The organism is Burkholderia sp. BCC0419 (assembly GCF_902830285.1).
GTDB lineage: Bacteria > Pseudomonadota > Gammaproteobacteria > Burkholderiales > Burkholderiaceae > Burkholderia.
Map to the genome: position 1 here is coordinate 145,864 of NZ_CADESR010000001.1, position 22,761 is coordinate 168,624.

Annotated in this window: 20 protein-coding genes; 10 read left to right on the top strand and 10 right to left on the bottom strand. The window is 66.6% G+C overall.

Annotated elements, in window-relative coordinates; translation table 11 throughout:
* Nucleotides 1–64: 64 nt before the first annotated feature.
* The 4 genes from HWW87_RS00650 to HWW87_RS00665 all read right to left on the bottom strand — a co-directional run bounded on the left by HWW87_RS00650 (nt 65) and on the right by HWW87_RS00665 (nt 4,918).
* The gene (locus tag HWW87_RS00650) at nt 65–2,182 is read right to left on the bottom strand and encodes a TonB-dependent receptor (protein WP_175818839.1); all 2,118 of its coding nucleotides are present in this window, start codon (nt 2,180–2,182) and stop codon (nt 65–67) included.
* 39 nt (nt 2,183–2,221) lie between these two features.
* Entirely contained in the window at nt 2,222–3,700 is a 1,479-nt protein-coding gene (locus tag HWW87_RS00655) for a PepSY domain-containing protein (RefSeq protein WP_175818840.1), read from the bottom strand.
* Between the two features lie 242 nt (nt 3,701–3,942).
* Nucleotides 3,943–4,428 (bottom strand): hypothetical protein, encoded by a 486-nt coding sequence (locus HWW87_RS00660; protein WP_175818841.1) that lies wholly within the window; start codon nt 4,426–4,428, stop codon nt 3,943–3,945.
* Nucleotides 4,429–4,594: 166 nt separating this feature from the next.
* Nucleotides 4,595–4,918 (bottom strand): DNA-binding protein, encoded by a 324-nt coding sequence (locus HWW87_RS00665; protein WP_174387265.1) that lies wholly within the window; start codon nt 4,916–4,918, stop codon nt 4,595–4,597.
* A gap of 144 nt (nt 4,919–5,062) precedes the next feature.
* Between HWW87_RS00665 and HWW87_RS00670 the strand changes: the two genes are divergently transcribed.
* The 3 genes from HWW87_RS00670 (at nt 5,063) to HWW87_RS00680 (ending at nt 7,421) form a co-directional block, all read left to right on the top strand.
* The gene (locus tag HWW87_RS00670) at nt 5,063–5,212 is read left to right on the top strand and encodes a hypothetical protein (protein ID WP_175818842.1); all 150 of its coding nucleotides are present in this window, start codon (nt 5,063–5,065) and stop codon (nt 5,210–5,212) included.
* A gap of 297 nt (nt 5,213–5,509) precedes the next feature.
* Nucleotides 5,510–6,142: a LysE family translocator gene (locus HWW87_RS00675; protein WP_175818843.1), complete on the top strand. Its 633-nt coding sequence runs from the start codon at nt 5,510–5,512 to the stop codon at nt 6,140–6,142.
* 235 nt (nt 6,143–6,377) lie between these two features.
* Nucleotides 6,378–7,421, top strand: coding sequence for a T6SS immunity protein Tli4 family protein (locus HWW87_RS00680; RefSeq protein WP_175818844.1), 1,044 nt, complete (start codon nt 6,378–6,380; stop codon nt 7,419–7,421).
* Nucleotides 7,422–7,508: 87 nt separating this feature from the next.
* Here HWW87_RS00680 and HWW87_RS00685 read toward each other — a convergent pair whose 3' ends face one another.
* Nucleotides 7,509–9,137 carry an NADP-dependent glyceraldehyde-3-phosphate dehydrogenase gene (locus HWW87_RS00685; RefSeq protein WP_175818845.1) on the bottom strand — a complete coding sequence of 543 codons (1,629 nt, stop codon included), beginning with the start codon at nt 9,135–9,137 and terminating at the stop codon, nt 7,509–7,511.
* A gap of 931 nt (nt 9,138–10,068) precedes the next feature.
* On the opposite strand from HWW87_RS00685, the gene HWW87_RS00690 reads away from it, so the two are divergent.
* Nucleotides 10,069–12,198 carry a TonB-dependent siderophore receptor gene (locus HWW87_RS00690; RefSeq protein ID WP_175818846.1) on the top strand — a complete coding sequence of 710 codons (2,130 nt, stop codon included), beginning with the start codon at nt 10,069–10,071 and terminating at the stop codon, nt 12,196–12,198.
* Between the two features lie 211 nt (nt 12,199–12,409).
* Here HWW87_RS00690 and HWW87_RS00695 read toward each other — a convergent pair whose 3' ends face one another.
* Complete coding sequence (locus HWW87_RS00695) at nt 12,410–13,357, bottom strand: LysR family transcriptional regulator (RefSeq protein WP_175818847.1); 948 nt, start codon at nt 13,355–13,357, stop codon at nt 12,410–12,412.
* 224 nt (nt 13,358–13,581) lie between these two features.
* Here HWW87_RS00695 and HWW87_RS00700 point away from each other — a divergent pair, with 224 nt between their 5' ends.
* Nucleotides 13,582–14,610, top strand: a complete 1,029-nt coding sequence (locus tag HWW87_RS00700) for a DUF1338 domain-containing protein (protein ID WP_175818848.1) — start codon at nt 13,582–13,584, stop codon at nt 14,608–14,610.
* Between the two features lie 243 nt (nt 14,611–14,853).
* Here HWW87_RS00700 and HWW87_RS00705 read toward each other — a convergent pair whose 3' ends face one another.
* The 3 genes from HWW87_RS00705 to HWW87_RS00715 form a co-directional block, all read right to left on the bottom strand.
* Nucleotides 14,854–15,051, bottom strand: a complete 198-nt coding sequence (locus HWW87_RS00705) for a CsbD family protein (RefSeq protein ID WP_034205539.1) — start codon at nt 15,049–15,051, stop codon at nt 14,854–14,856.
* Between the two features lie 53 nt (nt 15,052–15,104).
* Entirely contained in the window at nt 15,105–15,455 is a 351-nt protein-coding gene (locus HWW87_RS00710) for a BON domain-containing protein (RefSeq protein ID WP_175818849.1), read from the bottom strand.
* A 78-nt stretch (nt 15,456–15,533) separates the two neighbouring features.
* Nucleotides 15,534–15,698, bottom strand: coding sequence for a hypothetical protein (locus HWW87_RS00715; RefSeq protein ID WP_175818850.1), 165 nt, complete (start codon nt 15,696–15,698; stop codon nt 15,534–15,536).
* A gap of 398 nt (nt 15,699–16,096) precedes the next feature.
* Between HWW87_RS00715 and HWW87_RS00720 the strand changes: the two genes are divergently transcribed.
* The 5 genes from HWW87_RS00720 (at nt 16,097) to HWW87_RS00740 (ending at nt 21,262) form a co-directional block, all read left to right on the top strand.
* The gene (locus tag HWW87_RS00720) at nt 16,097–17,629 is read left to right on the top strand and encodes a helix-turn-helix transcriptional regulator (RefSeq protein ID WP_175818851.1); all 1,533 of its coding nucleotides are present in this window, start codon (nt 16,097–16,099) and stop codon (nt 17,627–17,629) included.
* A gap of 140 nt (nt 17,630–17,769) precedes the next feature.
* On the top strand, nt 17,770–17,961 hold the full coding sequence (locus tag HWW87_RS00725; protein WP_174387275.1) for a CsbD family protein: 192 nt from the start codon (nt 17,770–17,772) through the stop codon (nt 17,959–17,961).
* 423 nt (nt 17,962–18,384) lie between these two features.
* Nucleotides 18,385–19,536, top strand: a complete 1,152-nt coding sequence (locus tag HWW87_RS00730) for a branched-chain amino acid ABC transporter substrate-binding protein (protein WP_175818852.1) — start codon at nt 18,385–18,387, stop codon at nt 19,534–19,536.
* A gap of 153 nt (nt 19,537–19,689) precedes the next feature.
* Nucleotides 19,690–20,862 (top strand): FAD-binding oxidoreductase, encoded by a 1,173-nt coding sequence (locus tag HWW87_RS00735; RefSeq protein WP_027809733.1) that lies wholly within the window; start codon nt 19,690–19,692, stop codon nt 20,860–20,862.
* A gap of 226 nt (nt 20,863–21,088) precedes the next feature.
* Nucleotides 21,089–21,262: a hypothetical protein gene (locus HWW87_RS00740; RefSeq protein ID WP_175818728.1), complete on the top strand. Its 174-nt coding sequence runs from the start codon at nt 21,089–21,091 to the stop codon at nt 21,260–21,262.
* Between the two features lie 168 nt (nt 21,263–21,430).
* Here HWW87_RS00740 and HWW87_RS00745 read toward each other — a convergent pair whose 3' ends face one another.
* Nucleotides 21,431–22,612, bottom strand: a complete 1,182-nt coding sequence (locus tag HWW87_RS00745) for a serine hydrolase domain-containing protein (protein ID WP_175818853.1) — start codon at nt 22,610–22,612, stop codon at nt 21,431–21,433.
* Nucleotides 22,613–22,761: the final 149 nt, after the last annotated feature.

Genomic DNA, 22,761 nt, shown 5'->3' on the forward strand with positions numbered 1-22,761 from the left:
CGGAGACTGACCGACCCGCCGCCGTGCACGCGCCGGCGGGCGCGTGGCGCGGCGGCGCGCCGCATCAGAACCGGTAGTTCGCCAGCACTTCGAACCGCCGGTCGTTGCCGAGCAGATACTGCGTCTCGTTGTAGTACGCGGACTGCACGTAGCGGCGGTTGAATACGTTGTACGCGCGGGCGGTGATCGTCGTGTCCTTGCGCGGCTTCCACGCGAGGCCGAGGTCGACGGTCGTGTACGACGGCATCACGAGCTGGTTCGCGGTATCGGCGAACCGCTTGCCGACGTACTTGACGCCCGCGATACCCGTCCAGTCCGGCGCGAAGCGCCAGCTCACCCACAGGTTCGCGAGCCGCTGCGGCACCGATACCGGCACGTTGCCCGCGCGCGACACGGTCGTGCCGCCGGACGACTGCTGGAAATCGTCGTATTTCGCGCGCAGGATCGACACGTTCGCATCGACGCGCCAGTCCTTCGCGATCTCCGCGCCGACCGTCGCCTCCAGCCCGCGCGACGACTGCTGGCCGACCTGTATCGACTGGTTCGGGTTCACCGGGTCGGCCGTCAGGAGGTTGCGCTTCACGATCCGGTACGCGGCGAGCGTCCATTCGGCCTTGCCGTCGAGGAACGACTGCTTCACGCCGATCTCGATCTGCCGGCCGGTCGCGAGCGTGAAGTTCGCCTTCGACGCATTCAGCGACAGCAGCGAGCTGACCGGATCGGCCGCGACCGAATACTGGCCGTACACGGCGAGACCGGGCCGCACGTCGTACACGGTGCCGATGCGCCAGCCGGTGTTCGCGAACACCTTCGTGAACGCGCCGCCGTTCACGAGATCGTCGCGGTTCACGCTCGCATGGTCGTAGCGCAGCCCGCCGATCACCGACCAGCGCGACGTGATCTCGAGCCGGTTCTCCGCGAACAGCGCGTACTGGTTGGACTGGCTGCGGTACTTCGGAAACGTGCCGGCCGTATTGATGAAACTGCCCGGGTCGAAGTTGAACGGATCGACCGTCGACGTGCCCGAATACGGCGAATTGTTGTCGTGCTGGAACGTCGTGTGGTTGAACTCGAAGCCCGCTGAAAATGTGTTGCGCATCCCGAACAGCGCGCTGCCGACGGTGGCCGTCGTCACGTTGCCGTACTGTTCCTGGTCGTGAAAGATCTCGGTGTAGCTGCTGCGCCGCACTTGCGCGCTCGACGGCAGGTACGTGTAGTACTCCGCATCCTTCCAGTGACGGTTGCTCTTCATCCGGTACAGCGTGCTCGTCACGTTCAGGCTGTCGCTCGGCTGCCAGTTCGCCGATACGGTGGCCCAGCTGTCGCGGAATGCGATGTCACTGTCGCCGACGTTGTAGTTCTTCTTGTCGAGCGCGCGATCGCGCGCCCCGTTGACGAGCGGCGCGCCGAAATACTGCATCGGATGCATGAAGCCCTGCGCGTACGATGCCGTGACGGACAGGTCGGGCGTCACGTCGTAGCGCAGCGCGCCGGAGACCGACAGGTTGCGCGAATCGCCGCGATCGACCCAGTTCGACGCGCGGTTGCCGCTGATGTCGAAGCGGTACGACAACTTGTCGTTGATCGCGCCGCCGCTGCCGAACGCGGCGCGCGCGGTGCCTTCGGTGCCGCCGCCGACCTGCAGTTCGTTGCGGATCGGCGTGCGCGTCGGCTTCTTCGGGACGATATTGACCACGCCGCCGATCGCGCCTTCGCCGTAGATCACCGAAGCGGGGCCGCGCAGCACGTCGATGTGGTCGACCGACCACGTGTCGAACGGGAACGTGACGCCGATCGCGCCATACGGGCGCACGCCGTCATAGAGCTGCGTGACCGACGACGCGCCGACGAAGCCGCGCGCGGCGAGCTCCGAGTTGCCGTTGCCGGGATGCGGCGACGCGCTGATGCCGGCGGCGCGGCTCACTGCATCGACGATTGCGCTGTCGCCGCGCGTGTCGAGTGTCGCGCGGTTGATCTGCTCGACGCTCGCGGGCGTTTCGAGCGACGACAGCCCGAGATGGCTGCCGGTGTCGAGCGGTTGCGTCAGTGCGGGCGCCTTCTGCGCGTCGACGCGAATCGGTGCGAGCGTGGCGCCGGTGCTGTCAACGCCACTTTCCTGTGCCTGCCCGGCCGGCGAGAGCGCCGCGAGCACGGCAGCGGGCAGCATCAATCTGAACTTCATTGTTCGGTTTCCTTCGAATGGGGGAAGCGCTTGCGTCGATCACGCCGCCGCGCGCGCCGCGCGGCCGAACAGCAGCCGGTCGAGCAACCAGACCGCGACGATCGTCAGCCCCATCAACGGGAACACGATGCCGAGCAGCACGAGCCCGGCGATCCAGCCGCGCATCGGCGGCGTGCCGCGTTCGCGCGACGGTGCGCCCAGCGTCCCGGCCGGGCGGCGCTTCCACCACATCACGGTGCCCGTGACGGCCATCGCGGCCAGCCCGAGCGACAGCACCGCGCAAATGATCTGGTTCGCGAGCCCGAAGTAACGGCCCATGTGCAGCGACGTGCCGTACGACACCGCTTGCGATACCGCGCCGTAGTCGTCATAGCGGATGTCCTTCAGGACCGCGCCGCTGTACTGGTCGATGTAGATCGTGCGTTCGGCCTTCGGGTCGGCCGGGAAGTACGACGCGGTGAACACGCCGTCCGCGCCGGACGGCAGCGCGAGCGTGTAGCCGCTCGTCACGCCGAGCCCGGCGACGATCGCGATCGCGCGGGCCAGCGGCAGCGGCGCGGGCGTCGGCGTGGACTGCGCCGACGGCGAATGCGGTACGGGCACGTTGCCGACCGCCCACGGCGTTTGCGGCAACGGCAGGTCGTCCATCACCATCCCCGGCATCGATTCGCCGGAATCGTGATGATGGCCGGACGGTGCGGCGGCCGGTGCACGCGCAGTCTCGGGCGTCGCTGCGGCGCCCGGGCGCGTCGAGCGTACCGACGCGCCGCCCCATGCGCCTTCCGGCGCGCCGAGGTTCACGGTCGCGGCGAGCGCCTTGAAGTTCTTGCCCCACGAGCCCGACCACGGCAGCCCGGTCAGGATGAACGCGACCGTGCCGGCCGCGAGCCAGATGCCGGCCGTCGCGTGAAGGCTTTTCCACAGCGGCCGGCCGCGCAGCGACAGGTCGGGCCGCAGTGCGCGCCCGACGCGCGCTGTACCGCGCGGCCACCACAGCGCGATGCCGGTGCCGATCATCACGAAAGTCCAGCAGGCGGCGAGCTCCATCAGCCACTCGCCGGTCTTGCCGAGCAGCAGCTTGCGATGCAGCATCCGGTCGACCTGCATGAAGCGGTTCTCGACGCTCAGCGTGCCGAGCACGCGGCCGTCGTACGGGTTCACGTACACGCTCTCGCGGCTGCCGTCACGCAGCCGGAAAACGTACTCGGCGCTGCGGTCCGGCGCGGTGGCGACCTGCACGGAAACCGGCGTTGCGCCGGCCGGCATCGCGGTGCGGGCGCGGGCGAGCAGCGCGTCGGCATCGAGCCGCGGCGTCGCGCGCGGTTCGACGACCAGCCGGTGCGGATACAGCAGCGGCTCGATCTGCGGCTGGAAGCAGTAGAGCGTGCCCGTGATCGCGAGGATCACGAGGAACGGCATCACGAACAGGCCGGCATAGAAGTGCCAGCGCCAGAGCGTCCGGTAACCGGCGCTGGCGGAACGGGCGGGCGAGACGGCCCGATCGACGGTGGTCGACATGGTGTGAGCTCCTCAAGTTCGTCGAGCGGCGAGGCCGGCGCGGGCCGGCTGCCGTCAACGTGCGTTGCACCCGCGTGCGTGCATCGCCGCAACAGGCGGCGCGACACGCTGCGCAAACGGTGCGCAGGGCGGCGTCGCCCGCGCGACGCGGGCATGCGGGTGAACGCGTGAATCAGGTCGGATGAAACGAACGGCGTGAACGCGCATGCACATCGACGTGCATGCGCCACAGGGCGAAACGTTCAGCAGAACCGAGGAGGAGCGCGGGAAGGCGGGCGATCGTCGAATATCGATCGCACGAAAGGAAGACTGTCGACGTGAACGCGGAAGCGCCGCGGCGCCGCCGCGGGAAACAGCAGCACCAGCAGCACGAACGATGCGAGCGCGGTGAACAGCGCGGCGCCGAATGCGCACAGGCTGTCGCCGTTGCCGGAGGACGCCGCCTTGTCGGCGTGCGCGTCATGCTTGAGCGCGTCGACGAGCGCGAGCGCATCGTTGGCCGGCGTGATCGGCGCGCTCGCGTCGAAGCGGGCGGCCAGTGCAGCGCCCGTGATGATCAGCGGACCTTGGCCCGAACACAGCACCACCGAGCCCGCATCCGGACCGTCCGGATCGAGCATCACGGCGCCCGACATCAGCGCGCGGGACAGCAGCGTCACGAGGAGGAACCCCCACAGCAACTGTCGCGCGACGCCTGGCCGGAGCAGGAAGCGGCGAAGTGCGTTCATGGCGCGCGATTGTACCTCCGTTTGCGCGGAGGGGCAGGCGGGCCGTGCGTGTGCGGAGTGGGTCAGGTCAGGCGGAAGCGGGGGAAATTATTCAACATTCGCGCCAATCGCGAATGACCGGCGTTGCCGCGACGGCCGTGCGCGGCCCCCGATCCGTTGCGCCGGCTCACACCGGATACGCATCGTCGACCTTCAGGTTCGCGAGCCGGAACAGCGTGCGCAGCGTCTGCGGATGAATGTCGCGGTGCGCGGCGAGCGACGTCAGCATGAAGTCGAGCACCTTCGCGTAGCGAAGCAGCACGAGGCAGCGCGCGAGATCGGGCGTGCGGCTGCGCATGTCTTCGGCGAGCGTGACCATGTGCGTCGACAGCGTGCGCGCCATCTCGAGTTCCATCTGCTGTTTTTCGGTCCAGTCGGGCAGCGGCTGTTCGAGCACCTTGGCGAGGAAGAGCTGGAACGACGAATCGGACGAGTTGGGCTGCGCATCCATGGAGAGCCTCGTTGCGTGTGCATATCGTACGGGCGGATCCGTGGAGCGCCCGAGGGTGAATTCATGTCCGCGCGGTACCGCGCGCGGCTTCTGCCTGAACCGAATGCAGATTCCGTACCAGCGCCGCCGGACGATTGTTGAGGAATGTTGAGCCGCGATCCGGCATCGGTCGGCGAGTCCCGTCGGCACTGGATCGCGCAGGCGGTCGAGGCGGGCGTCTACGGGCGGGAGGTAGGCGTCGTCGCGCGCCTGAAGCGGCGCGACGACGCGAAATGCTTCACGGATGTAACGTAACGCGGGCGTCCGGTGCATTGCGCGTGTGTGCCGGCGAACGGCCGGAGCGGCGCGTGCGGTGCGGTTCGGCCACGCCCGCCGTGCGTCCGCCGACGGGAAACGCCCGCACGGGACGCGCGCCACTGCATCGCGCGAGCCGGCGGTGAATGCGCCGGTTGTTTCAAAACAGAGACAGTCCGGCGAGCGGCGATCGGTTGCATGGTCACGCAACTGGCCCAGCGATTGGCCGCGCAATTGTCCATGGGCAGACGGCGCAGGTTTGCCAACAATCTTCGGATCATCCCCGCGAAGTTCGACATGAGCGTCCACGCCTTCTTCTCCGCCAACCTGTTGCTTGCCTACACCGCTTATTTCATCGGCACGGCCAGCCCCGGGCCGAGCAATCTCGCGATCATGTCGGTCGCCGCGAACCAGGGCCGCAAGGCGGCGTTCGCGTTCGCGCTCGGCGTGATTTCAGGGTCGATGTTTTGGGCGACGGTGGCGGCGCTCGGCGTATCGGCCGCGCTGCTCGCGTGGTCGAAGCTGCTGGTCGCGATCAAGGTGTTCGGCGGGCTGTACCTGCTGTGGCTCGCGTTCAAGTCGGCGCGCACGGCGCTGTCGGGCCCGCCGGCGGCAGCAGCGAACGCGGCGCGCGAGCAGCGGCTGTCGCGCTTCTACGTGCGCGGCGCGATGCTGCACCTGACCAATCCGAAGGCGATTCTCGTGTGGGTGTCGATCGTCGCGCTGTCGTCGAACGGCGCGGGCGGGGCGCACGGCGCGGTCGTGCCGGGCTGCCTCGCGATCGGCTGCGTGGTGTTCGGCGGCTATGCGCTGGTGTTCTCGATGGACGGTGCGCGCCGGCTGTACGTGCGCGGGCGGCGTGCGATGGAGGCGTGCCTGGCCGTCGTGTTCGGCGTGGCGGGGATTCGGCTGCTGGTGACGAACGTGTGAGGTATCGCGCGCCGAAACTGCATTGGCTGCGAGAGGCAGTCAACCGGGCAAGGGTCGCGCCGATGACGGCGTCACGCGTGGCCGTCGCGACCGTCGTGGCCGAAGTGCCGGTTGACGTGCAGGTATCGGGGCCTCGCACAGCCACGCTGCTGCGCGACCCCGGGCAACGGCGAATGCCGCGTATTTCCGGATACAGTGTGGCGCAGGCCATGAAGAATGCACGAGGTGCCGGAAGATGCCGATGATTCGTTTCTTGCGCTTGTTCTGTGTGCTGGCGGGACTGTTGGCCTGCGCTTCGGTGTTTTCCGCCGATCCGGCGACCGGCAATCCGCTGCTGTCCAAAGTACGTCCGTGGTGTATCGGCCGCCTGGTGTTCGATCGGCCCGTTTCGAGCGAGATCTCGAATCAGCGTTACGCGTACCGCGGGGAGACACTGCTCACGACGCACGATGTGCCGCCGGACGCCTACCGTGCCGCAGTCGCCGCTCGCGAGCAGGAGATGCGTACCAGGCCGCGCTTGAATCCGGTCGAGATGGATTGGAAGACGCGTCACGTCTGGCTGGAAAAGGCCTTTTCCCCCGTGCCGAATTCGCGTGTTTTCGTCTTCAACGAAGCGGCGGCGAAATCCGTCACATTGCCGTTCGATACTGAAGGCTATCTGTACTCGAACCGCACGCTCGTCCGCACGACGGGCAGCATCGGCGCCGATGCGCTGGATCGTGCCGAAAGCATCTATGACGACACGTTCCGGCGCGTCCGGTTTCGCGACAACTGGGTCGTTCCGACCGAACCGGGTTTCTGCTTCGACGGCGGGATCGTCACCGGATCGTCGGCCTACCCCGAGGAAGTCAGGCAATCGTTCGCGTTGATGCCGGGCCGACCGGCGCTGCTCGTGATCCAGTTGCGCAATGCCGTCGACGATGATCGGCAGCCGCCGCTCAGCCGTGCGCTGCCCGCGTTGCGCGCGACATTGGACCGCCTGCCCGGAAGCTATCGCATCCTGCGCCAGGGAAAACGGTCGATTGCCGGCATGGATGCCGAGGAAGTGCTGTTCGAGCTACAGGACGGCGCCGTCACGGCTTATCGTTTCTACCTGCTCGCGCCGGGCAATGCCGCCACGCTCGCGCAACCGTATACCGCGATCGAGATGCTGCTGGGCGTGGCCGTGCGGAGCGACCTGCCACCGGCTCAGGCGACCTCGCCGGTCGATGAGACGGGCGCGCTGCAGGCATGGGATACGCTACTGAACGGCCTGCACGCGCGACCGGGCGCGATCTGACCGGAGGCGGGCGACGGGGTACGCGTTCGACCGGATGCCCCGCCGCACCGACGTGCGACGGAGGCGCCGGCATCGATCAAGACGGCTTCAGAAAATGAAGCCCGTATTGATGAACTTCGAGTGGTGATCCGACACGATCGAGTCGAGCAGCTGCTTGCTGCTGTCGGTCTGCTTCGCCGCGACCATCGAGCGGATCGAGAACGCGCGCAGCGCGTCGCTCACCGACAGCGTGCCTTCCGCCGAATCCTTGCGCCCCGCGAACGGGAACACGTCGGGCCCGCGCTGGCACTGGCAGTTGATGTTCACGCGGCACACCTGGTTCACGAGCGGATCGACGAGCGCGCCGATCTGCGCCGGATCGGAACCGAAGATGCTGACCTGCTGGCCGTGCTCCGACGTCGTCACGTAGTCGAGCGCGGTTTCCACGTCGTCGAACGGCGTGACCGGAATGATCGGTCCGAACTGTTCCTCGCGATACAGCTTCATCCCTTCGGACACCGGATATACGACGGCCGGGTAGAACAGCGTCTTGCTGAATTCGCCGCCCGAATGATTGACGACCTGCGCGCCCTTCGCCTTCGCGTCGTCGATCGCGTCGGTCATGTACGCGGTGCGATGCATGCCGGGCAGCGGCGTGATGCTGACGCCCTTTTCCCACGGCATGCCGATCTTCAGCTGTTCGAGCGCGGCGGTGAAGCGCTTCAGGAATTCGTCGACGATCGAGCGATGCACGAGCAGCATCTTCAGCGCGGTACAGCGCTGGCCGTTGAACGACAGCGCGCCGAGCAGGCACTCCTTCACGGTGAGGTCGAGATCGGCATCGGGCAGCACGATCGCCGCGTTCTTCGCGTCGAGGCCGAGGATCGCGCGCAGCCGATGCGACTTCGGGTGCTGCTTCTTCAGGTGATCGGCCACCTTGCTCGAGCCGATCAGCGCGAGCACGTTGATCTTGCCCGACGCGAGCATGTGCGGCACGACCACCGCGCCCGGCGCGTAGATCGTGTTGATCACGCCCTTCGGGAATGCGTCGCGGAACGCCTCGAGCAGCGGCTCGAACAGCAGCGTGCCGTACTGCGGCGGCTTGAACACCACGGTGTTGCCCATCAGCAGCGCGGGGATCAGCGTCGCGAAGGTTTCGTTCAACGGATAGTTGTACGGGCCCATGCACAGCACGACGCCGAGCGGCGTGCGGCGGATCTGGCCGATCGTGCCTTCCGCGATCACGAAGCGCGAGTTCGCGTTGTCGAGCTCCTTCAGCGCGTCGATCGTCTGCGTCATGTACGTGACGGTGCGGTCGAATTCCTTCTGCGAATCGGCGAGGCTCTTGCCGATTTCCCACATGATCAGGTTCACGACGAGTTCGCGCTGCGCGACCATCCGCTTGATGAAGTCCTGCATGCACGCGATGCGCTGCTCGACCTTCATCGTCGGCCACTCGCCGCGGCCGGCGTCGTACGCGCGCACCGCGGCGTCGAGCGCCGCATCGCTTTCCGTCTCGCCCATCACCGGGTAGCTGCCGATCTCGACCTGCTCGACGCTGCCGTCCGCCTGCCGCACGCACACGGGCGACAGCACGGTCTTGGTCGTGCCGTCCCACGGTCGCAATGCGCCGTCGACGAGCGACACGCGCTGGTGAATCGGCGAAGCCAGCCGGAATTCGGCGGGGATGTCCTGTAACGCGGGAAACAGGTGCTGCAGGGAGGCGGAATCGGGCATGACGGTCTCGTTTGACGGGGTGTCCGGGAAGGACGGGCGATGCGAATCCTGAGCTGAATGATCCTCGATCCTGAATCGGCATCATGACGCGCACGCGGCGGCGCGTCACGCGCGAACATGGCCGATTCAACGAATGGAACCAGTTCCATTTAAAAGGAACGCCGCAACGAATGCAATATGGGTCGAATCGCGTCGTCATTACCGTAAGCATTTGGAAAGAGTGTTTCCGAATCGCCGGTATAACAGCCTGGGTGCAACCGCAAACGTTTTACTTCGGCCGAATTGAGCGGATAATGGCCCGACGCGGTGAGGAAAAAAATGCAGTGAACCTGAGAGCAGACGTAGTGAAGAACAGAAGAAGATCCGCCGCGCTGCCGATACGAGGTCGGCTGCCCGGAGCGCCGGGTCGGGGTTGCCCGGTCCGGCGCGCACCGGACCGTTGAATCCGTTCCGTCTGCTTGCCCGATCCTTCGTGATCCTCCCAGTTCCTCCGTCGTCCTATCCCGATTCCCGCCTTTTACCGATCGTTGCCGCAGCAGGCGACCGATTCAACGCTTTCGTTTTCATTACGAATCAAGCCGCTCGATGGCCTGAAACAGAAAGGCATTCGTCAGGAATGCAGAGCGCCATGCGCGTTCACGTTGCGGGCAGGCGACACGTTGAAAATTAATTAAAAACACGAATCATTCTCGTTTATTATTTCGCCGCATTACGAGCCGTGAGGGGACGTCACGGCTTTTTTCGTGCCGGTTGCGCCGGCCGGCATCGACCCGCGCCGGCCGTTCGCCCGCCGGCCTGCGCGACGGGGCGATCCTCCACGCGCGTCGTCGTCTTCACGAGAAAGGGCTTCGCCGGCCGATTCGCCGCGTGACAGGCGCGCGGGCCGGCGGGCGCTCGTTCGCCGTTTTCTTCACCACCTTCTACGTTCACGATGAAACTCAACACGAGCGCGTGCCATGCGCTTCTGATCGCCACGTCGCTGGCCGGCGCCCGCACTTCGTTTGCGCAGGCGGCCGACGCCGCGGCGACCCTGCCCGCGATTTCCGTCAACGCGGCCGCCGAGCATGCGTCGTACGACGGCGGCCATTCGCGTGCGGCGACCAAGACCGACATGTCGCTGATGGACGTGCCGCAGACCGTGAACGTCGTGCCGCATGCGGTGATCGAGGATCAGAACGCGACGTCGCTGCAGGACGCGTTGCGCAACGTGCCGGGCGTCGGCTTCTCGGTCGGCGACGGCCAGCGCGACCAGATCACGATCCGCGGCTTCAACAGCATCACGGACCAGTACGTCGACGGCATTCGCGACGATGCGCTGTACTACCGCGACCTGTCGAACGTCGATCGCGTGGAGGTGCTGAAGGGGCCGGCGGCCGTGCTGTACGGGCGCGGCTCGGCGGGCGGCATCGTGAATCGCGTGCTGAAGCGGCCGCAGGCGAACCCGGTGAACGACGTCGGCGTGACGCTCGGCACGCGCGGCGAGCGGCGCGGCGAATTCGACCTCGGCTGGAACGCGAACGACGCGGCGCGCTTTCGCATGACCGGCGCGGCCGAGAATTCGAACAGCTTCCGCGACCAGTTCCAGCTCAACCGGCAGGCGATCGCGCCGTCCGCGCAGTTCAAGCTCGACCGCGACACGGTGCTGAACGTCGAATTCGACTACCTGCACGACCGCCGCACGTCCGACCAGGGCCTGCCCGCGTATCGCGGCCGGCCGGTCGACGTGCCGATCAACACGTACTACGGGTCGGCCGACGGGGTGAACAGTTCGTACAACGACGTCTCCGCGAAAAGCGCGACGGTGTCGCTCGATCACCGCTTCAACGATTCGTTGTCGTTCCACGGCGCGATCCGCGCGTACGACTTCTCGCTCGAGCGGAAGAACTACGTGACGTACGAGCCGATCAAGACCGCCGCGCATCCGGTCGTCACGCTCGACCAGTCGACGCGCCAGCGCACCGATCACGGCATCGACGGGCTATTCGAACTCACGCAGAAGACGTCGCTGTTCGGCATGCGCCACGAGCTGCTGTACGGGCTGGAGCTGTCGCAGCAGCAGAAGTTCGACACGATCTACACCGTGTCGAAGGTCGCGACCTACGATCTCTTCAATCCGCAGCCGGTCGTCCTGCCCGGCGTGCCGACCGGCACGCGTGCGAAGACGAACGCGTCGACCGTCGTCGGGCTCGCGGGCGTCTATGCGCAGGACCTGATCTCGCTGACCGAACACTGGAAGGTGCTCGCCGGCCTGCGCTTCGACTACCTGAACCAGATCCGCCACGACTACACGTCGTCGAACGTCAATCTCGACCGCACCGATCATGCGTGGAGCCCGCGCGTCGGCCTGATCTACGAACCGCTCGACTGGCTCACGCTGTACGGGTCGTTCAGCCAGTCGTTCTCGCCGCTGGCCGACACGCTGATCAGTTCCGGCGCGTTCTCGAACGGCGCCGCGCTCGCGCCGCAGAAGACCACCGCGTATGAAGTCGGCTCGCGCTTCGACCTCGGCGGCAAGGCGACGGCCAGCGTCGCGTTGTTCGACATGCGTCAGACCAACCAGCAGATCGGCGACCCGGCGAATCCCGGCTATGCGCTGCCGATCGGCACGCAGCACGTGCGCGGGATGGAGCTCGGCTTCACCGGCGAGATCGCGCCGAAGTGGTCGGTGTATGCGGGTTACGCGTACCTGAACGGCACGGTGGACGGTTCCGCGCAATCGACGGCGGCCGGCCTCGCGGTGTCGAGCAACACGCCGGGGCTGATGCCGCGCCACAGCGCGAACCTGTGGCTCAAGCGCGAGCTGCCGTACGGCTTCTATGCGGCGGCCGGCATGCAGTTCCAGTCGGCGCGCTACACGTCGGCGAGCGATCTCGTCACGCTGCCGTCGTTCACGGTGTTCAACCTGGGCGCAGGCTATCGCAGCAAGAAGGTCGACGTGACGCTCACGCTCGACAACCTGTTCAATCGCCGCTACTTCATCGCCGCGCACGGCAACGCGGACCTGTACAACATGCCCGGCGATCCGCGCACGCTGACCGCCACGGTGAAGTGGCACATGTGACGCACGCGGTGCGCGACAATGCGGGTTTTCGTCACGATGACCCGCACTGCGCTGCCCATGATTCGCCCCGCGATTGATGTATCGACCATGACCAGCCGCGCCCGCGCGCTGCTTTTATCGTTGCTGGCGTGCTGCCCGGTCGTTTCAGCCGACGTGCCGGCGCGGCACGCATGCAACGCCACCGCGCGATGACGCCGGCGCGACGGCGCCGCTACTCGACGTCCTCGTCGTCTTCCTCATCGGCGTCGTGCGCGTCGCGCTCCGGCGCCGCATACGCGCTCGCCTGTTCGAGCAGCCAGCCGCGGAACGATTCCAGCGGCTTGCTGTGGCTGAACTCGGTCGGATACACGAGGTAGTACGCCGAATCGCCGACGGTTGCCGCATCGCACGGCACGACGAGCCCGAGCTGCTGCAACTGTTCCTCGACGAAGAACTTCGGCACGAGCGCGACGCCGAGCCCGGCCGCGGCCGCGCTGATCAGCATCGTATGCAGTTCGTAGCGCACGCCCTGCATCGTGCGGATGTCCTCCACGCCGTGCGTCTCGAACCACTGCGCCCACGCGCCGGGGCGCGTCGTCGAGTGCAGCAGCGGATAGGCGAGCAGATCCTCGACGCGCTCGACCGGCCCGTTCAGCAGCGCCGGCGAGCAGATCGGCACGACTTCCTCGCCGAACAGATAGTCGGACGACGTGCCGGGCCAGGTCGGCTTGCCGTAGTGGATCGCGGCTTCGAAATGCGTGTCCTCGAACGAGAACAGGTCGGTGCGGCTGCCCATGTTCACGCGCACGTCGGGCGTGCGGTCGTAGAAGCTCTTGATGCGCGGGATCAGCCAGTGCGACGCGAAGGTCGGCAGCACCGCGAGTTCCAGGTAACCGCCGCCGCTGCCGTGCGCGATGATCGACAGCGTGTCGCGGTCGAGCGTTTCCAGCGCGCGCCGTACCTGCGTGCCGTACAGCTTGCCGGCGCGGGTCAGCACGACGCGCTGCTTCACGCGCGCGAACAGCCGCACGCCGAGGCTCGCCTCCAGCGTCGCGATCTGCCGCGACACCGCGCTTTCGGTCAGGAACAGCTCCTTGGCCGCGTGCGTGAAGCTCTCGTGGCGGGCGGCGGCTTCGAAAGCCACGAGCGCGCCCATGTTGGGGATCTTGAATTTGCGCATGATGCTCGATTTTTCTGACGAATGGACCCGTACGGCGCCGGGGTGAAGCTCAGGCGAAGAACGGCTGATAATTCCAAAAACTCATCACGTATCAATTTAATCTCGCTTTACGCCCCGCTGCAACCCTTTGAATAATGCTTCCCGTGCAAGGTCAGGCGCCCGCTGGGCGGCCGGCCGACGAGTGGCCGGCACGTTTGCCGGCGGGCCCCGAAACGAGAATCCAGATGCGCAATCCGAATATCGACAGCTTGCTGACGAAGCTGCTGGGACAGGCGAAGACCGACGCCCTGTTCTCGACCCTGAACATGCCGGCCATCCTCGAAGAATGGGAAGACGGCGTCGTGACGCGCGCGGAAATCGCGCAGGCGATGAACATGGCGCTGTTCGAAGGGCTGCTCGAGCGTTCGGCGAACGGCCGCGCGTACACGGCCGACGCGATCGAAAGCGGTGGCTCGGTCTATTTCGACCACGGCGCGCTGCGCACGGTGCGCTGGCCGCACACGGGCGCGCTGCCGCCGGGCGAGGCCGCGTTCACGCGCATCCTGCGTCCGCTCGGCTTCCGCCTGAACGGCCGTTACCCGCTCGACAAGCTCGGCATGACCGGCCGCGCGTATGCGCATGAAGACGCGCCGGACGAGATCGCGCAGTTCTTCGTCAGCGAACTGCATCCGGAGCGCTTCTCGAAGGAATTCCAGCAGGCCGTGACGAACGTCGTCAGCTCGTCGCGCGACCCGCTGTCGCCGGCGGCCGTCGCGCTGCTGTGGGAAGTCGAGCGCGAAGGCTGGCTGTCGCTGGAAGCCGCGCACGCGCTGTTGCCGGAAATCGTCGGCGCGTTCGCGCGCCAGCACGATCTGCCGAACGAGCTCGACTATGAAACGCTGTTGATGGAATCGGCGGAAATGGCGTGGATCGCGACCGAAGGTAACGCGTTCAATCACGCGACCGACCGCGTCGCCGACGTGTTCAAGCTGTCCGATGACGAGAAAGCGAAGGGCCGGCCGATGAAGCCGGAAGTCGAGCGCTCGCGCTCGGGCCGCGTGTTCCAGACGGCCTATCGCGCAGATACCGTCGAGCGCGAATTCCGCACCCGCGACGGCGGCACGGTGAAGCGCAACGTGCCCGGTTCGTTCTACGAGTTCATCACGCGCAAGCGCACGTTCGACCAGGCGTCGCGTCGCTGGGTAACCGACCTGCGCTTCGACGCGGGCAACGCGCAGGGCATCTTCAAGATGACGGCGAACGCGGCGAAGTAAGCGCGACGCATAGCGTACCGCATGCAAAAACAGGCGGGCCGGCGGCTGGTTTCAGCCGCCGGCCCGTTTTCGTTCGTTGACGGGGCGTCGCGTGCGTCAGAAGAGGTGCGTGACCAGATAAAACAGCACCAGCAGCCCGATCGGTACGCCGAGCAGCCATGCGATCAGATACTTGCCCATGTCGTTGTCCTCCTCGTGGCCGCGACGCAGCGGGCGTCGCGGTGGGGTGAGACGACTGGCGCGTTACAGCTCGCGGTCGAATTCCTTCAACTGTTTCTCGGCTTCGTCGCGGGCGATCCCGTAACGCTCCTGGATCTTGCCGGCCAGATAATCGCGATTGCCTTCCGCGACCGCGAGATCGTCGTCGGTCAGCTTGCCCCACTTGGCCTTCAGCTTGCCGGTGAGTTGCTTCCACTGGCCCTTGATCTTGTCCTCGTTCATGGTGTGCTCCTTTCGTTAGGGGAGAAAAGTGCGGCGCTCGGCCGCGTGATAATTCAGGCCTTCGCCTTCAGGCCGGATGCGTCGACGTGCTTCACGCCCTTGATCGCGCGCGTCACGGCGATGGCCTTCTTGACGGCGGTCTTCGTCGGCAGCACGCCCGTGAGCGTGACGACGCCGTCGACCGTCTTCACGCTGATGTCGGTGCTCTTCACGCCCTCGGTGGTCGCGAGCTCACCCTTCACCTTGGTCGTGATCCATGTGTCGGTGACAGGCTGGTTCGATTCGGTTGCCATGCCGCTGTCGGTCGACGAAGCCTGGGCGTGCGCATTCGTGAGCGGGGCAGCGGAAAGCAGGAAGGCCGCGCTGATGGCGAGCAGTGTCGAAAGGTGCGAGGTCTTGTTCATTGATGTTCTCCTTCGATTGGCGGGGTGAATCACTCAGTGGGTGAGCACGGCTCATTCCCGTGCGTGCATTCCCGGGCCTTAGCGGGCGATCGGCGTGTCGTAGCCGGGCTCGCGCGGCGGCATGTCCGGGCGCGGCACGTCGGGCGGCCGCGGTACCGGCGGGTCGGTGCCGGGCGCCGGTTCGGGCGGATGGTCCGGGGGCGGTTCTGGCCGCGTCGGATCGGGTGTCTGATGCAATTTCATCCGGGTGTCCTCCCTCTGCGGTATGAAAGGGCAGCGCATGAGCGCCGATGCAGTACCAGCGTACCGACGCGAACGCGAGCGGACATCGCGCAAATTCACCTGATTGGCTAGTGCGTTTGCACCGGGGGACGGAACGCACGGGCGGGCACGCGACGTGCACCATGACCCGGGCAACGCGGCACGAAGGGCGCGCGGGCCGCGTTGCGCCGTTCGGCGGGGCATCGCACGATCGCGGGCGGCGTGCGAATGTACTATTTGAGATAGTGCATCCGCGCCTGTCGCGCCGTTGCGCGGCACGCGATCATCGCCGCACGCGCCGGGCGGGGCATACCACTGCACCGGGCGCTCGGCCGGCGCTCATGTTGACCGCTCATGTCGACGACAGGGACAACGATTCTATGAACGAACAAGTAGACGAACAGGCGCTCAAGTCGCATACCGACCGGCGTCAACTGCACCAGATCATCGCCGGGCTCACCGAGGGCGTGATCCTGATCGAGCCCGACCAGCGGATCGTCTGGGCGAACGAGGCCGCGCTCGCGATGCATGGCGTGACCGAGCTGAAGGCGCTCGGCGCGGACGTCACCGAATACCGCGAGCGATTCCGGCTGCGCTACCGGAACAACCATCCGGTGCGCGACGGCCACTATCCGATGGATCGCGTGATCGCCGGCGAGGAGTTCAGCGACGTGACGGTCGAAGTCGAATCGGCCGCCGACGAGACGGTGAGCTGGGTTCACCGCATCCGCAGCCTGGTGCTGACGAACGCGGCCGGCGCACCCGACTGCCTCGCGCTCGTGCTGCACGACGCGACCGAATGGGCGAGCGCCGAGGAACGCTTCGAGCGGACCTTCAACGCGAATCCGGCTCCGGCCGTGATCTGCCGGCTCGACGACTTGCGCTACGTGAAGGTCAACCAGGGCTTTCTCGACATGACGGGCCACGCGCGCGACGACGTGCTCGGCCGCTCGGTGTACGAGATCGACGTGCTCGAACAGGCCGAGCGGCGCGAGTTGGCGATCGAGCGGCTCGGCGAAGGCGCGACGATCCCGCAGATGGAGGCCGTGCTCAAACTTGCCGACGGCAGCACCAAGGCGGTGGTCGTCGCCGGGCAGCCGATCGACATGAACGGCGAGGCGTGCATGCTGTTCACGTTCATGGATCTCGAGCCGCGCAAGCAGGCCGAACGTGCGCTGATGCAAAGCGAGGAACGCTTCGCGACGGCCTTCCGGATGGCGCCGGTCGCGACCGCGATCGTCACGGCCGAGCGCTTCGAGCTGCTCGACGTGAACGATGCGTTTGCCGCGATGACGGGCCACGCGCAAGGCGACCTGCTCGGCAAGTCCGCCGACGAGATCGGGCTGTGGGCCGAACGCGGCGTGTGGCCGCGCATCGAAGGCAGGCTCGCGCGCGACGGCCACGTGCGCAACGCGGATGTGCAGATCCGCACGCGCGACGGCGACGTACGCGATTGCGTCGTGTCGGCCGACCCTGTCGCGATCCACGGGCGCGACTGTCTGCTCGTCGCGCTGCTCGACATCAGCGACCGCAAGCGCACCGAGATGGAGCTCGTCTATGCGATCGAGACCGCGATGCAGGATGCGTCGTGGTTCAGCCGCACGCTGATCGAGAAGCTCGCGAACGTGCGGCGCGCGAATGCGCCGGATGCGGGCGCGCAGTTGTCCGACCTGACCGCGCGCGAGCGCGACGTGTTCGACCTGCTGTGCCACGGCCTCGCCGACAAGGAGATCGCCGGCCGCCTCGGGCTGGCGCCGAACACCGTGCGCAATCACGTCGCGACGATCTACGCGAAGCTCGACGTGCACAGCCGCGGCGAGGCGATCGTATGGGCGCGCGAGCGCGGGATCGTCGGCGCGGCCGAAGCGAACGGCGCGCGCGGCGACAAGGGCGGTGCGAAGGGCAAGGACTGACCGCGGCGGTACGAATGCACCATGCCGATTGGTGCATCCGCATCTGCCGCCCGCGGCGCCCGCTTGCGATCCTGTCCACTCGGCGGTGCCGCGCAGGCCGCTGCATTGCCGGCTTTCCTCAACCATCGCAGGAGAAGACCATGGACAGGAATCGCATCGAGGGCAAGCTCAAGCAGGTCAAGGGTTCGGTCAAGGAAGCACTCGGCAAGGTGACGGGCGACCGCGAGACCGAAGCGGAAGGCGTGGCCGAACAGCAGGCCGGCAAGCTGCAGGAAAAGGCGGGCGAGGCGGCCGATGCGGTGCGCAAGCACACGGGCACCGATCGGCACTGACCGATGACGCGGCGCCCCCCGCGGGCGTCGCGAAGGCCGCCCGGGCCGGCGTCGCGACGATGATGCGTTGCCGGCATGACCACGGGCGGCCTTTACCCAGCGGCCCGGCCGCCATTCCCCACGGAAGACCTCCATCCACGGCCCCCGGCGTACGGGCCGTGGATCGGCCATGACCTCGGAACTTGATGACAAATCCTCACAACATAGTTCCGATATTTCGTTTGCTGCACGGGTATTGGCTACCCACAATCCATTCACCTCTTTCGCGATGAAAGGTTCTTCGGAGACGGAACCGCGGTGATCGTCCGGCCGGATCGGTGCGTTGCATGCGCCCTCCGCACGGAAAGGCATCACCGGCGCGCAGGAGGTTGCCGACGCGTGCCCATCGCGCGTTGCATCCCGATCCCCAGAAGAAGGACTGCCATGACGTTTCGCATTCGCTCGCTTTCCGGCGTTGCACTGACCGCCGCGCTTCTCGCGTTCCAGACGGGCGCGGCCCATGCGCAGGAGACGATCGTCAAGGTCGGCGTGGCCGGCCCGCTGACGGGCGGCGGCGCCGCGTACGGCAAGGACATCGAGAACGGCGTGCGCATGGCGGTCGACGAAGCGAATGCCGCGCGTACGACCGTCGGCGGCAAGCCGGTGAAATTCGTGATCGCGTCGCAGGACGACCAGAGCGATCCGCGCACCGGCGTGCAGGCCGCGCAGCAGCTCGCCGATGCGCAGGTGGCCGTCGTGATCGGCCACTTCAATTCAGGCACGACGCTGCCCGCGTCGAAGATCTACGCGAAGGCCGGCATTCCGATGATCACGCCGTCGGCGACCAATCCCGACATCACGCGCGCCGGGCTCGACACCGTGTACCGCGTGATCGCGACCGACACGCAGAACGCCGGCAACGCCGGTGCGTATGCCGCGAGCGTGACGAAGGCGAAGCGTATCGCGATCATCGACGATCGCACCGCGTTCGGCCAGGGCGAGGCCGACGAATTCGAGAAGGCCGTGAAGGCGAACGGCGGCACGATCGTCGCGCGCGAATTCACGAACGACAAGGCCGTCGACTTCAGCGCGCAGCTCACGAAGATCAAGAGCACCAATGCCGACCTCGTGTTCTTCGGCGGCCTCGACGCGCAGGCCGCGATGCTCGTGAAGCGCATGCGCCAGCTCGGCATCCGCGCGCAGTTCCTCGCGGGCGGCGGCGTGATGAACGCGAACTTCATCAGGCTGGCCGGCAATGCGGCCGAAGGCGCATCGGTGTGGGAATACGGGCAGCCGCTGTCGCGTCTCGCGAAAGGCAAGCTGTTCGAAACGAAATTCAAGCAGAAGTACGGCGTCGACATGCTCGCGTATGCGCCGTTCGCGTACGACGCGACGTGGATCGCGATCAACGCGATGCAGAAGGCGAACTCGACGAAGCCGGCCGATTTCAACGGCGCGCTGAAGGGCACGCGCTACGACGGCATCACGGGCACGGTCGCGTTCACGAACACGGGCGACCTGAAGAACCCGAGCTCGACGCTGTATGAAGTGAAGAACGCCGCGTGGCAGCCCGTCACGACGAAATCGGCGGACTGAACGCAATACGCGCGAGCGGGCTTTCGCGGCGATGCCGGACGTGCTGAAATAGCCGAAGCGATCGTCGAGGAAGCCTGCCCGCGCGACGCCGCGTGCGACGCGGCACGAATCACCCACGGGCCCTGCGCCTTTTACGTGCAACCGGAGTCAGTCGTGAGTTCTCAAGTCGTCATCGTCGGCGGTGGTGTGATCGGCAGCTCGATCGCCTATTTCTTGCGCGCCACCGATCCCACGGTCGCCGTGACCGTCATCGAACGCGACCCCACCTATGCAAGATCGTCGTCGGCGCTGTCGGCCGCGTCGATTCGCCAGCAGTTCTCCACGCCGCTGTCGATCGAGATGTCGCTGTTCGGCATCGACTTCCTGCGCACGATCGGCGAGCGGCTCGAAGTGGACGGCAACCGGCCGTCGATCGATCTGCACGAAGGCGGTTACCTGTTTCTCGCCACGCCGGCCGGCGACGCGACGCTGCGCGAGAACCATGCGCTGCAGACACGCCTCGGCGCCGATATCCGGCTGATGGACGGCGACGCGCTGCGCGCGAAGTTTCCGTGGCTGAACGTCGACGATCTCGTGTCGGGCGCGTACGGCGTGAGCGGCGAAGGCTGGTTCGACGGGTATGGCCTGGTGCAGGCGCTGCGCAAGAAGGCGCAGGCGCTCGGCGCGCGCTACGTGCCGGCCGACGTGAAGGACGTCGTGCGCGACGGCCGCAGGATCACGCATGTCGTGACGGGCGACGGCGAGCGCTACGCATGCGACACGCTCGTCAACGCGGCCGGTGCATGGACGCGCACGCTGTCGTCGATGATGGGCATCGACATTCCCGTGTATGCGCGGCGCCGCAGCATCTTCAACGTATCGTCGCCGGCGAAGCTCGCCGATTGCCCGCTGCTGATCGATCCGACCGGTGTGTATTTCCGGCCGGAAGGGCGCACGTATATCTGCGGCACGTCGCCGAGCCCGGATCGCGACCCGGACGACCTGCCGCTCGACGAAGTCGACCACGACCTGTTCGACGACGTGATCTGGCCGACGCTCGCGCATCGCGTGCCGGAATTCGAGGCGCTGCGCGTGGAGAATTGCTGGTCCGGTTACTACGAGTACAACGTGTTCGATCACAACGCGATCATCGGCTACCACCCCGAACTCGACAACGTCGTGTTCGCGAACGGCTACAGCGGCCACGGGCTGCAGCAAGGGCCGGCGACGGGGCGGGGCGTCAGTGAACTCATTCTGGGCGGGCGTTACGACACGCTCGACCTGTCGTCGCTCGGCTGGGCGCGCGTGCTCGAAAACCGGCCGATCGTCGAAAAGAACGTCGTGTAGTGCGGCGTGACCGCCCGGTATGGGGTGGGCGGGATTCTCCTTGTGTCTCAAACCCGTTGGCCCGACTGAGTCGGGCCTTTTTTCATTGTCGGCGTGCCGCACCGTGCTCGAAGTCGTCGATGCCGGAATGTGGCAACATCGCGGAGGTTTTTACACACGATCTCTACTTGAGCAACGGGGGCTTGCCGGGATGAGCGACATCGCTATCGATATACCGTGACCGGTCATGATGCTGATTTTGGGCACCAGCTATTGGCCGTTGTGGCTGCTTGTCGGAGCAGGGTTGATGTATTTCGGTGTGACGCGTCTGCGCGGGATCGGGCGTGTTGTCTGTATGGTCGTTGCCGTCTTGTTCATCGTTTATACCGGCTTGGCCTTGTACGCGATCCTTGCCAGGTAGGGAAAACGTCAGCGACGGATTGCGATAACGATGCGGTCAGCCGGAAGTGGCGTTACGGCGATTCAGGGATGTCACGACACGTCATTCGCGATGCTGGACGCGAGGACGTGATCGATCTGCGCGGAACGATACTGGCCCGGCTTTGCCGGGCCTTTTCCATTCCGCGCGCTACCGCACGCCATAAATCGCGTCGCGCAGATCGAGCGTGTACTGCCCGTTCATCCCTTCGTAGAGCGTGTTCGACAGCGACACGACGGTGAGCCCACGGGCGCGATCGACGAACCACGAATGACCGTAGACGCCGCCCCAGCGCCACGTGCCGACGGATTCCGGCGACGCGGCCGCCTGCGGGTCGTGCAGCACCGAGAAGCCGATCCCGAAGCCCGCGCCGGGCAGGTCCGGCAATTCGAAATCGCCGGTCTGCACGCGGCCCATCTCGTCGACCAGTTCGGCCGGCAGGATCGCGCCGCCGCCTGCGCGCAGCGTGTCCAGCACCGTCAGCACGTCGCCGGCGGTGCCGACCATCCCGGCGCCGCCCGACGGGAACGCTTGTGCATTCAGCGCGCGCGACGGCGAGTACGTGACGCCGACGAAGCCTTCGTCGATGGGCACCGTCTCGTTCTCCGCGAGCCGGTGCGGCTGCGGCGTGTCGTTCACGTACGGCGTGGCGAGCCGTGCGGGATCGCGTGCGACGAAGCCCGTGTCGCGCGCACCGAGCGGGCGCAGCACGAGCGCATCGATCGCGTCGGCGAGCGGCACGCCGCAGACGGCCTCGATCAGTGCGCCGACGACGTCGATCGACAGCGAATAGTTCCAGCTGGTGCCGGGCGCGAACAGTAGCGGCACGCTCGCGATCCGGCGCAGGTTTTCGGCGAGCGTGATCGATGCGCCGTCGAGCCCGTCGGAGACACCCGCACGCGCATAGGGGCCGTTCGCGTCGGTCTCGTTGAAGCGATAGTCGAGGCCGGCGGTATGCACGAGCAACTGGCGCACCGTGATCGTCGGCACGCGGCCGTCGGGCAGCGCCGGACGGAACGCGGGCAGCCAGCGCGTGATGTCTTCGTCGAGCGACAGCTTGCGTTGCGCGACGAGCGCCATCGCGGCTGCCGAGACGATCGGCTTCGTCACCGATGCGAGCCGGAACAGCGTGTCCTCGCGCATCGGCGTACGCGATTCGCGGTCTGCGAAGCCGGCTGCGCGGCGATAGACGAGTTCGCCGTCGCGGGCGACGAGGACGACCGCGCCGACGAGGCGCTGCGTGTCGAGCTGGCGGGACAGGACCGCGTCGATGCGCTCGGCGAGCGCCGGATCGGTTGACGACTGCAGTGACGATGCGGGAGAGGAGGTCATCGAAGTTTCCGTCGTGAAGGGTCTAGTCGACATGTTATGAGGCTGTTGCCGCACGCGTCGTTAACCCTTACACCGAACAGGGCGATGTGCGCGGCACGGCCGGCGTCGACGAATACCGAGCCCGGCAGCAGACAAAATATGCGCCAATC

Coding starts and splice junctions, on each gene's coding strand:
- HWW87_RS00730 (WP_175818852.1), top strand. CDS start 18,385: ATGACGTTTCGCATTCGCTCGCTTTCCGGCGTTGCACTGACCGCCGCG.
- HWW87_RS00650 (WP_175818839.1), bottom strand. CDS start 2,182: ATGAAGTTCAGATTGATGCTGCCCGCTGCCGTGCTCGCGGCGCTCTCG.
- HWW87_RS00675 (WP_175818843.1), top strand. CDS start 5,510: ATGAGCGTCCACGCCTTCTTCTCCGCCAACCTGTTGCTTGCCTACACC.
- HWW87_RS00715 (WP_175818850.1), bottom strand. CDS start 15,698: ATGAAATTGCATCAGACACCCGATCCGACGCGGCCAGAACCGCCCCCG.
- HWW87_RS00670 (WP_175818842.1), top strand. CDS start 5,063: ATGTTGAGCCGCGATCCGGCATCGGTCGGCGAGTCCCGTCGGCACTGG.
- HWW87_RS00660 (WP_175818841.1), bottom strand. CDS start 4,428: ATGAACGCACTTCGCCGCTTCCTGCTCCGGCCAGGCGTCGCGCGACAG.
- HWW87_RS00710 (WP_175818849.1), bottom strand. CDS start 15,455: ATGAACAAGACCTCGCACCTTTCGACACTGCTCGCCATCAGCGCGGCC.
- HWW87_RS00700 (WP_175818848.1), top strand. CDS start 13,582: ATGCGCAATCCGAATATCGACAGCTTGCTGACGAAGCTGCTGGGACAG.
- HWW87_RS00655 (WP_175818840.1), bottom strand. CDS start 3,700: ATGTCGACCACCGTCGATCGGGCCGTCTCGCCCGCCCGTTCCGCCAGC.
- HWW87_RS00705 (WP_034205539.1), bottom strand. CDS start 15,051: ATGAACGAGGACAAGATCAAGGGCCAGTGGAAGCAACTCACCGGCAAG.
- HWW87_RS00685 (WP_175818845.1), bottom strand. CDS start 9,137: ATGCCCGATTCCGCCTCCCTGCAGCACCTGTTTCCCGCGTTACAGGAC.
- HWW87_RS00680 (WP_175818844.1), top strand. CDS start 6,378: ATGCCGATGATTCGTTTCTTGCGCTTGTTCTGTGTGCTGGCGGGACTG.
- HWW87_RS00720 (WP_175818851.1), top strand. CDS start 16,097: ATGAACGAACAAGTAGACGAACAGGCGCTCAAGTCGCATACCGACCGG.
- HWW87_RS00740 (WP_175818728.1), top strand. CDS start 21,089: ATGATGCTGATTTTGGGCACCAGCTATTGGCCGTTGTGGCTGCTTGTC.
- HWW87_RS00695 (WP_175818847.1), bottom strand. CDS start 13,357: ATGCGCAAATTCAAGATCCCCAACATGGGCGCGCTCGTGGCTTTCGAA.
- HWW87_RS00745 (WP_175818853.1), bottom strand. CDS start 22,612: ATGACCTCCTCTCCCGCATCGTCACTGCAGTCGTCAACCGATCCGGCG.
- HWW87_RS00725 (WP_174387275.1), top strand. CDS start 17,770: ATGGACAGGAATCGCATCGAGGGCAAGCTCAAGCAGGTCAAGGGTTCG.
- HWW87_RS00690 (WP_175818846.1), top strand. CDS start 10,069: ATGAAACTCAACACGAGCGCGTGCCATGCGCTTCTGATCGCCACGTCG.
- HWW87_RS00665 (WP_174387265.1), bottom strand. CDS start 4,918: ATGGATGCGCAGCCCAACTCGTCCGATTCGTCGTTCCAGCTCTTCCTC.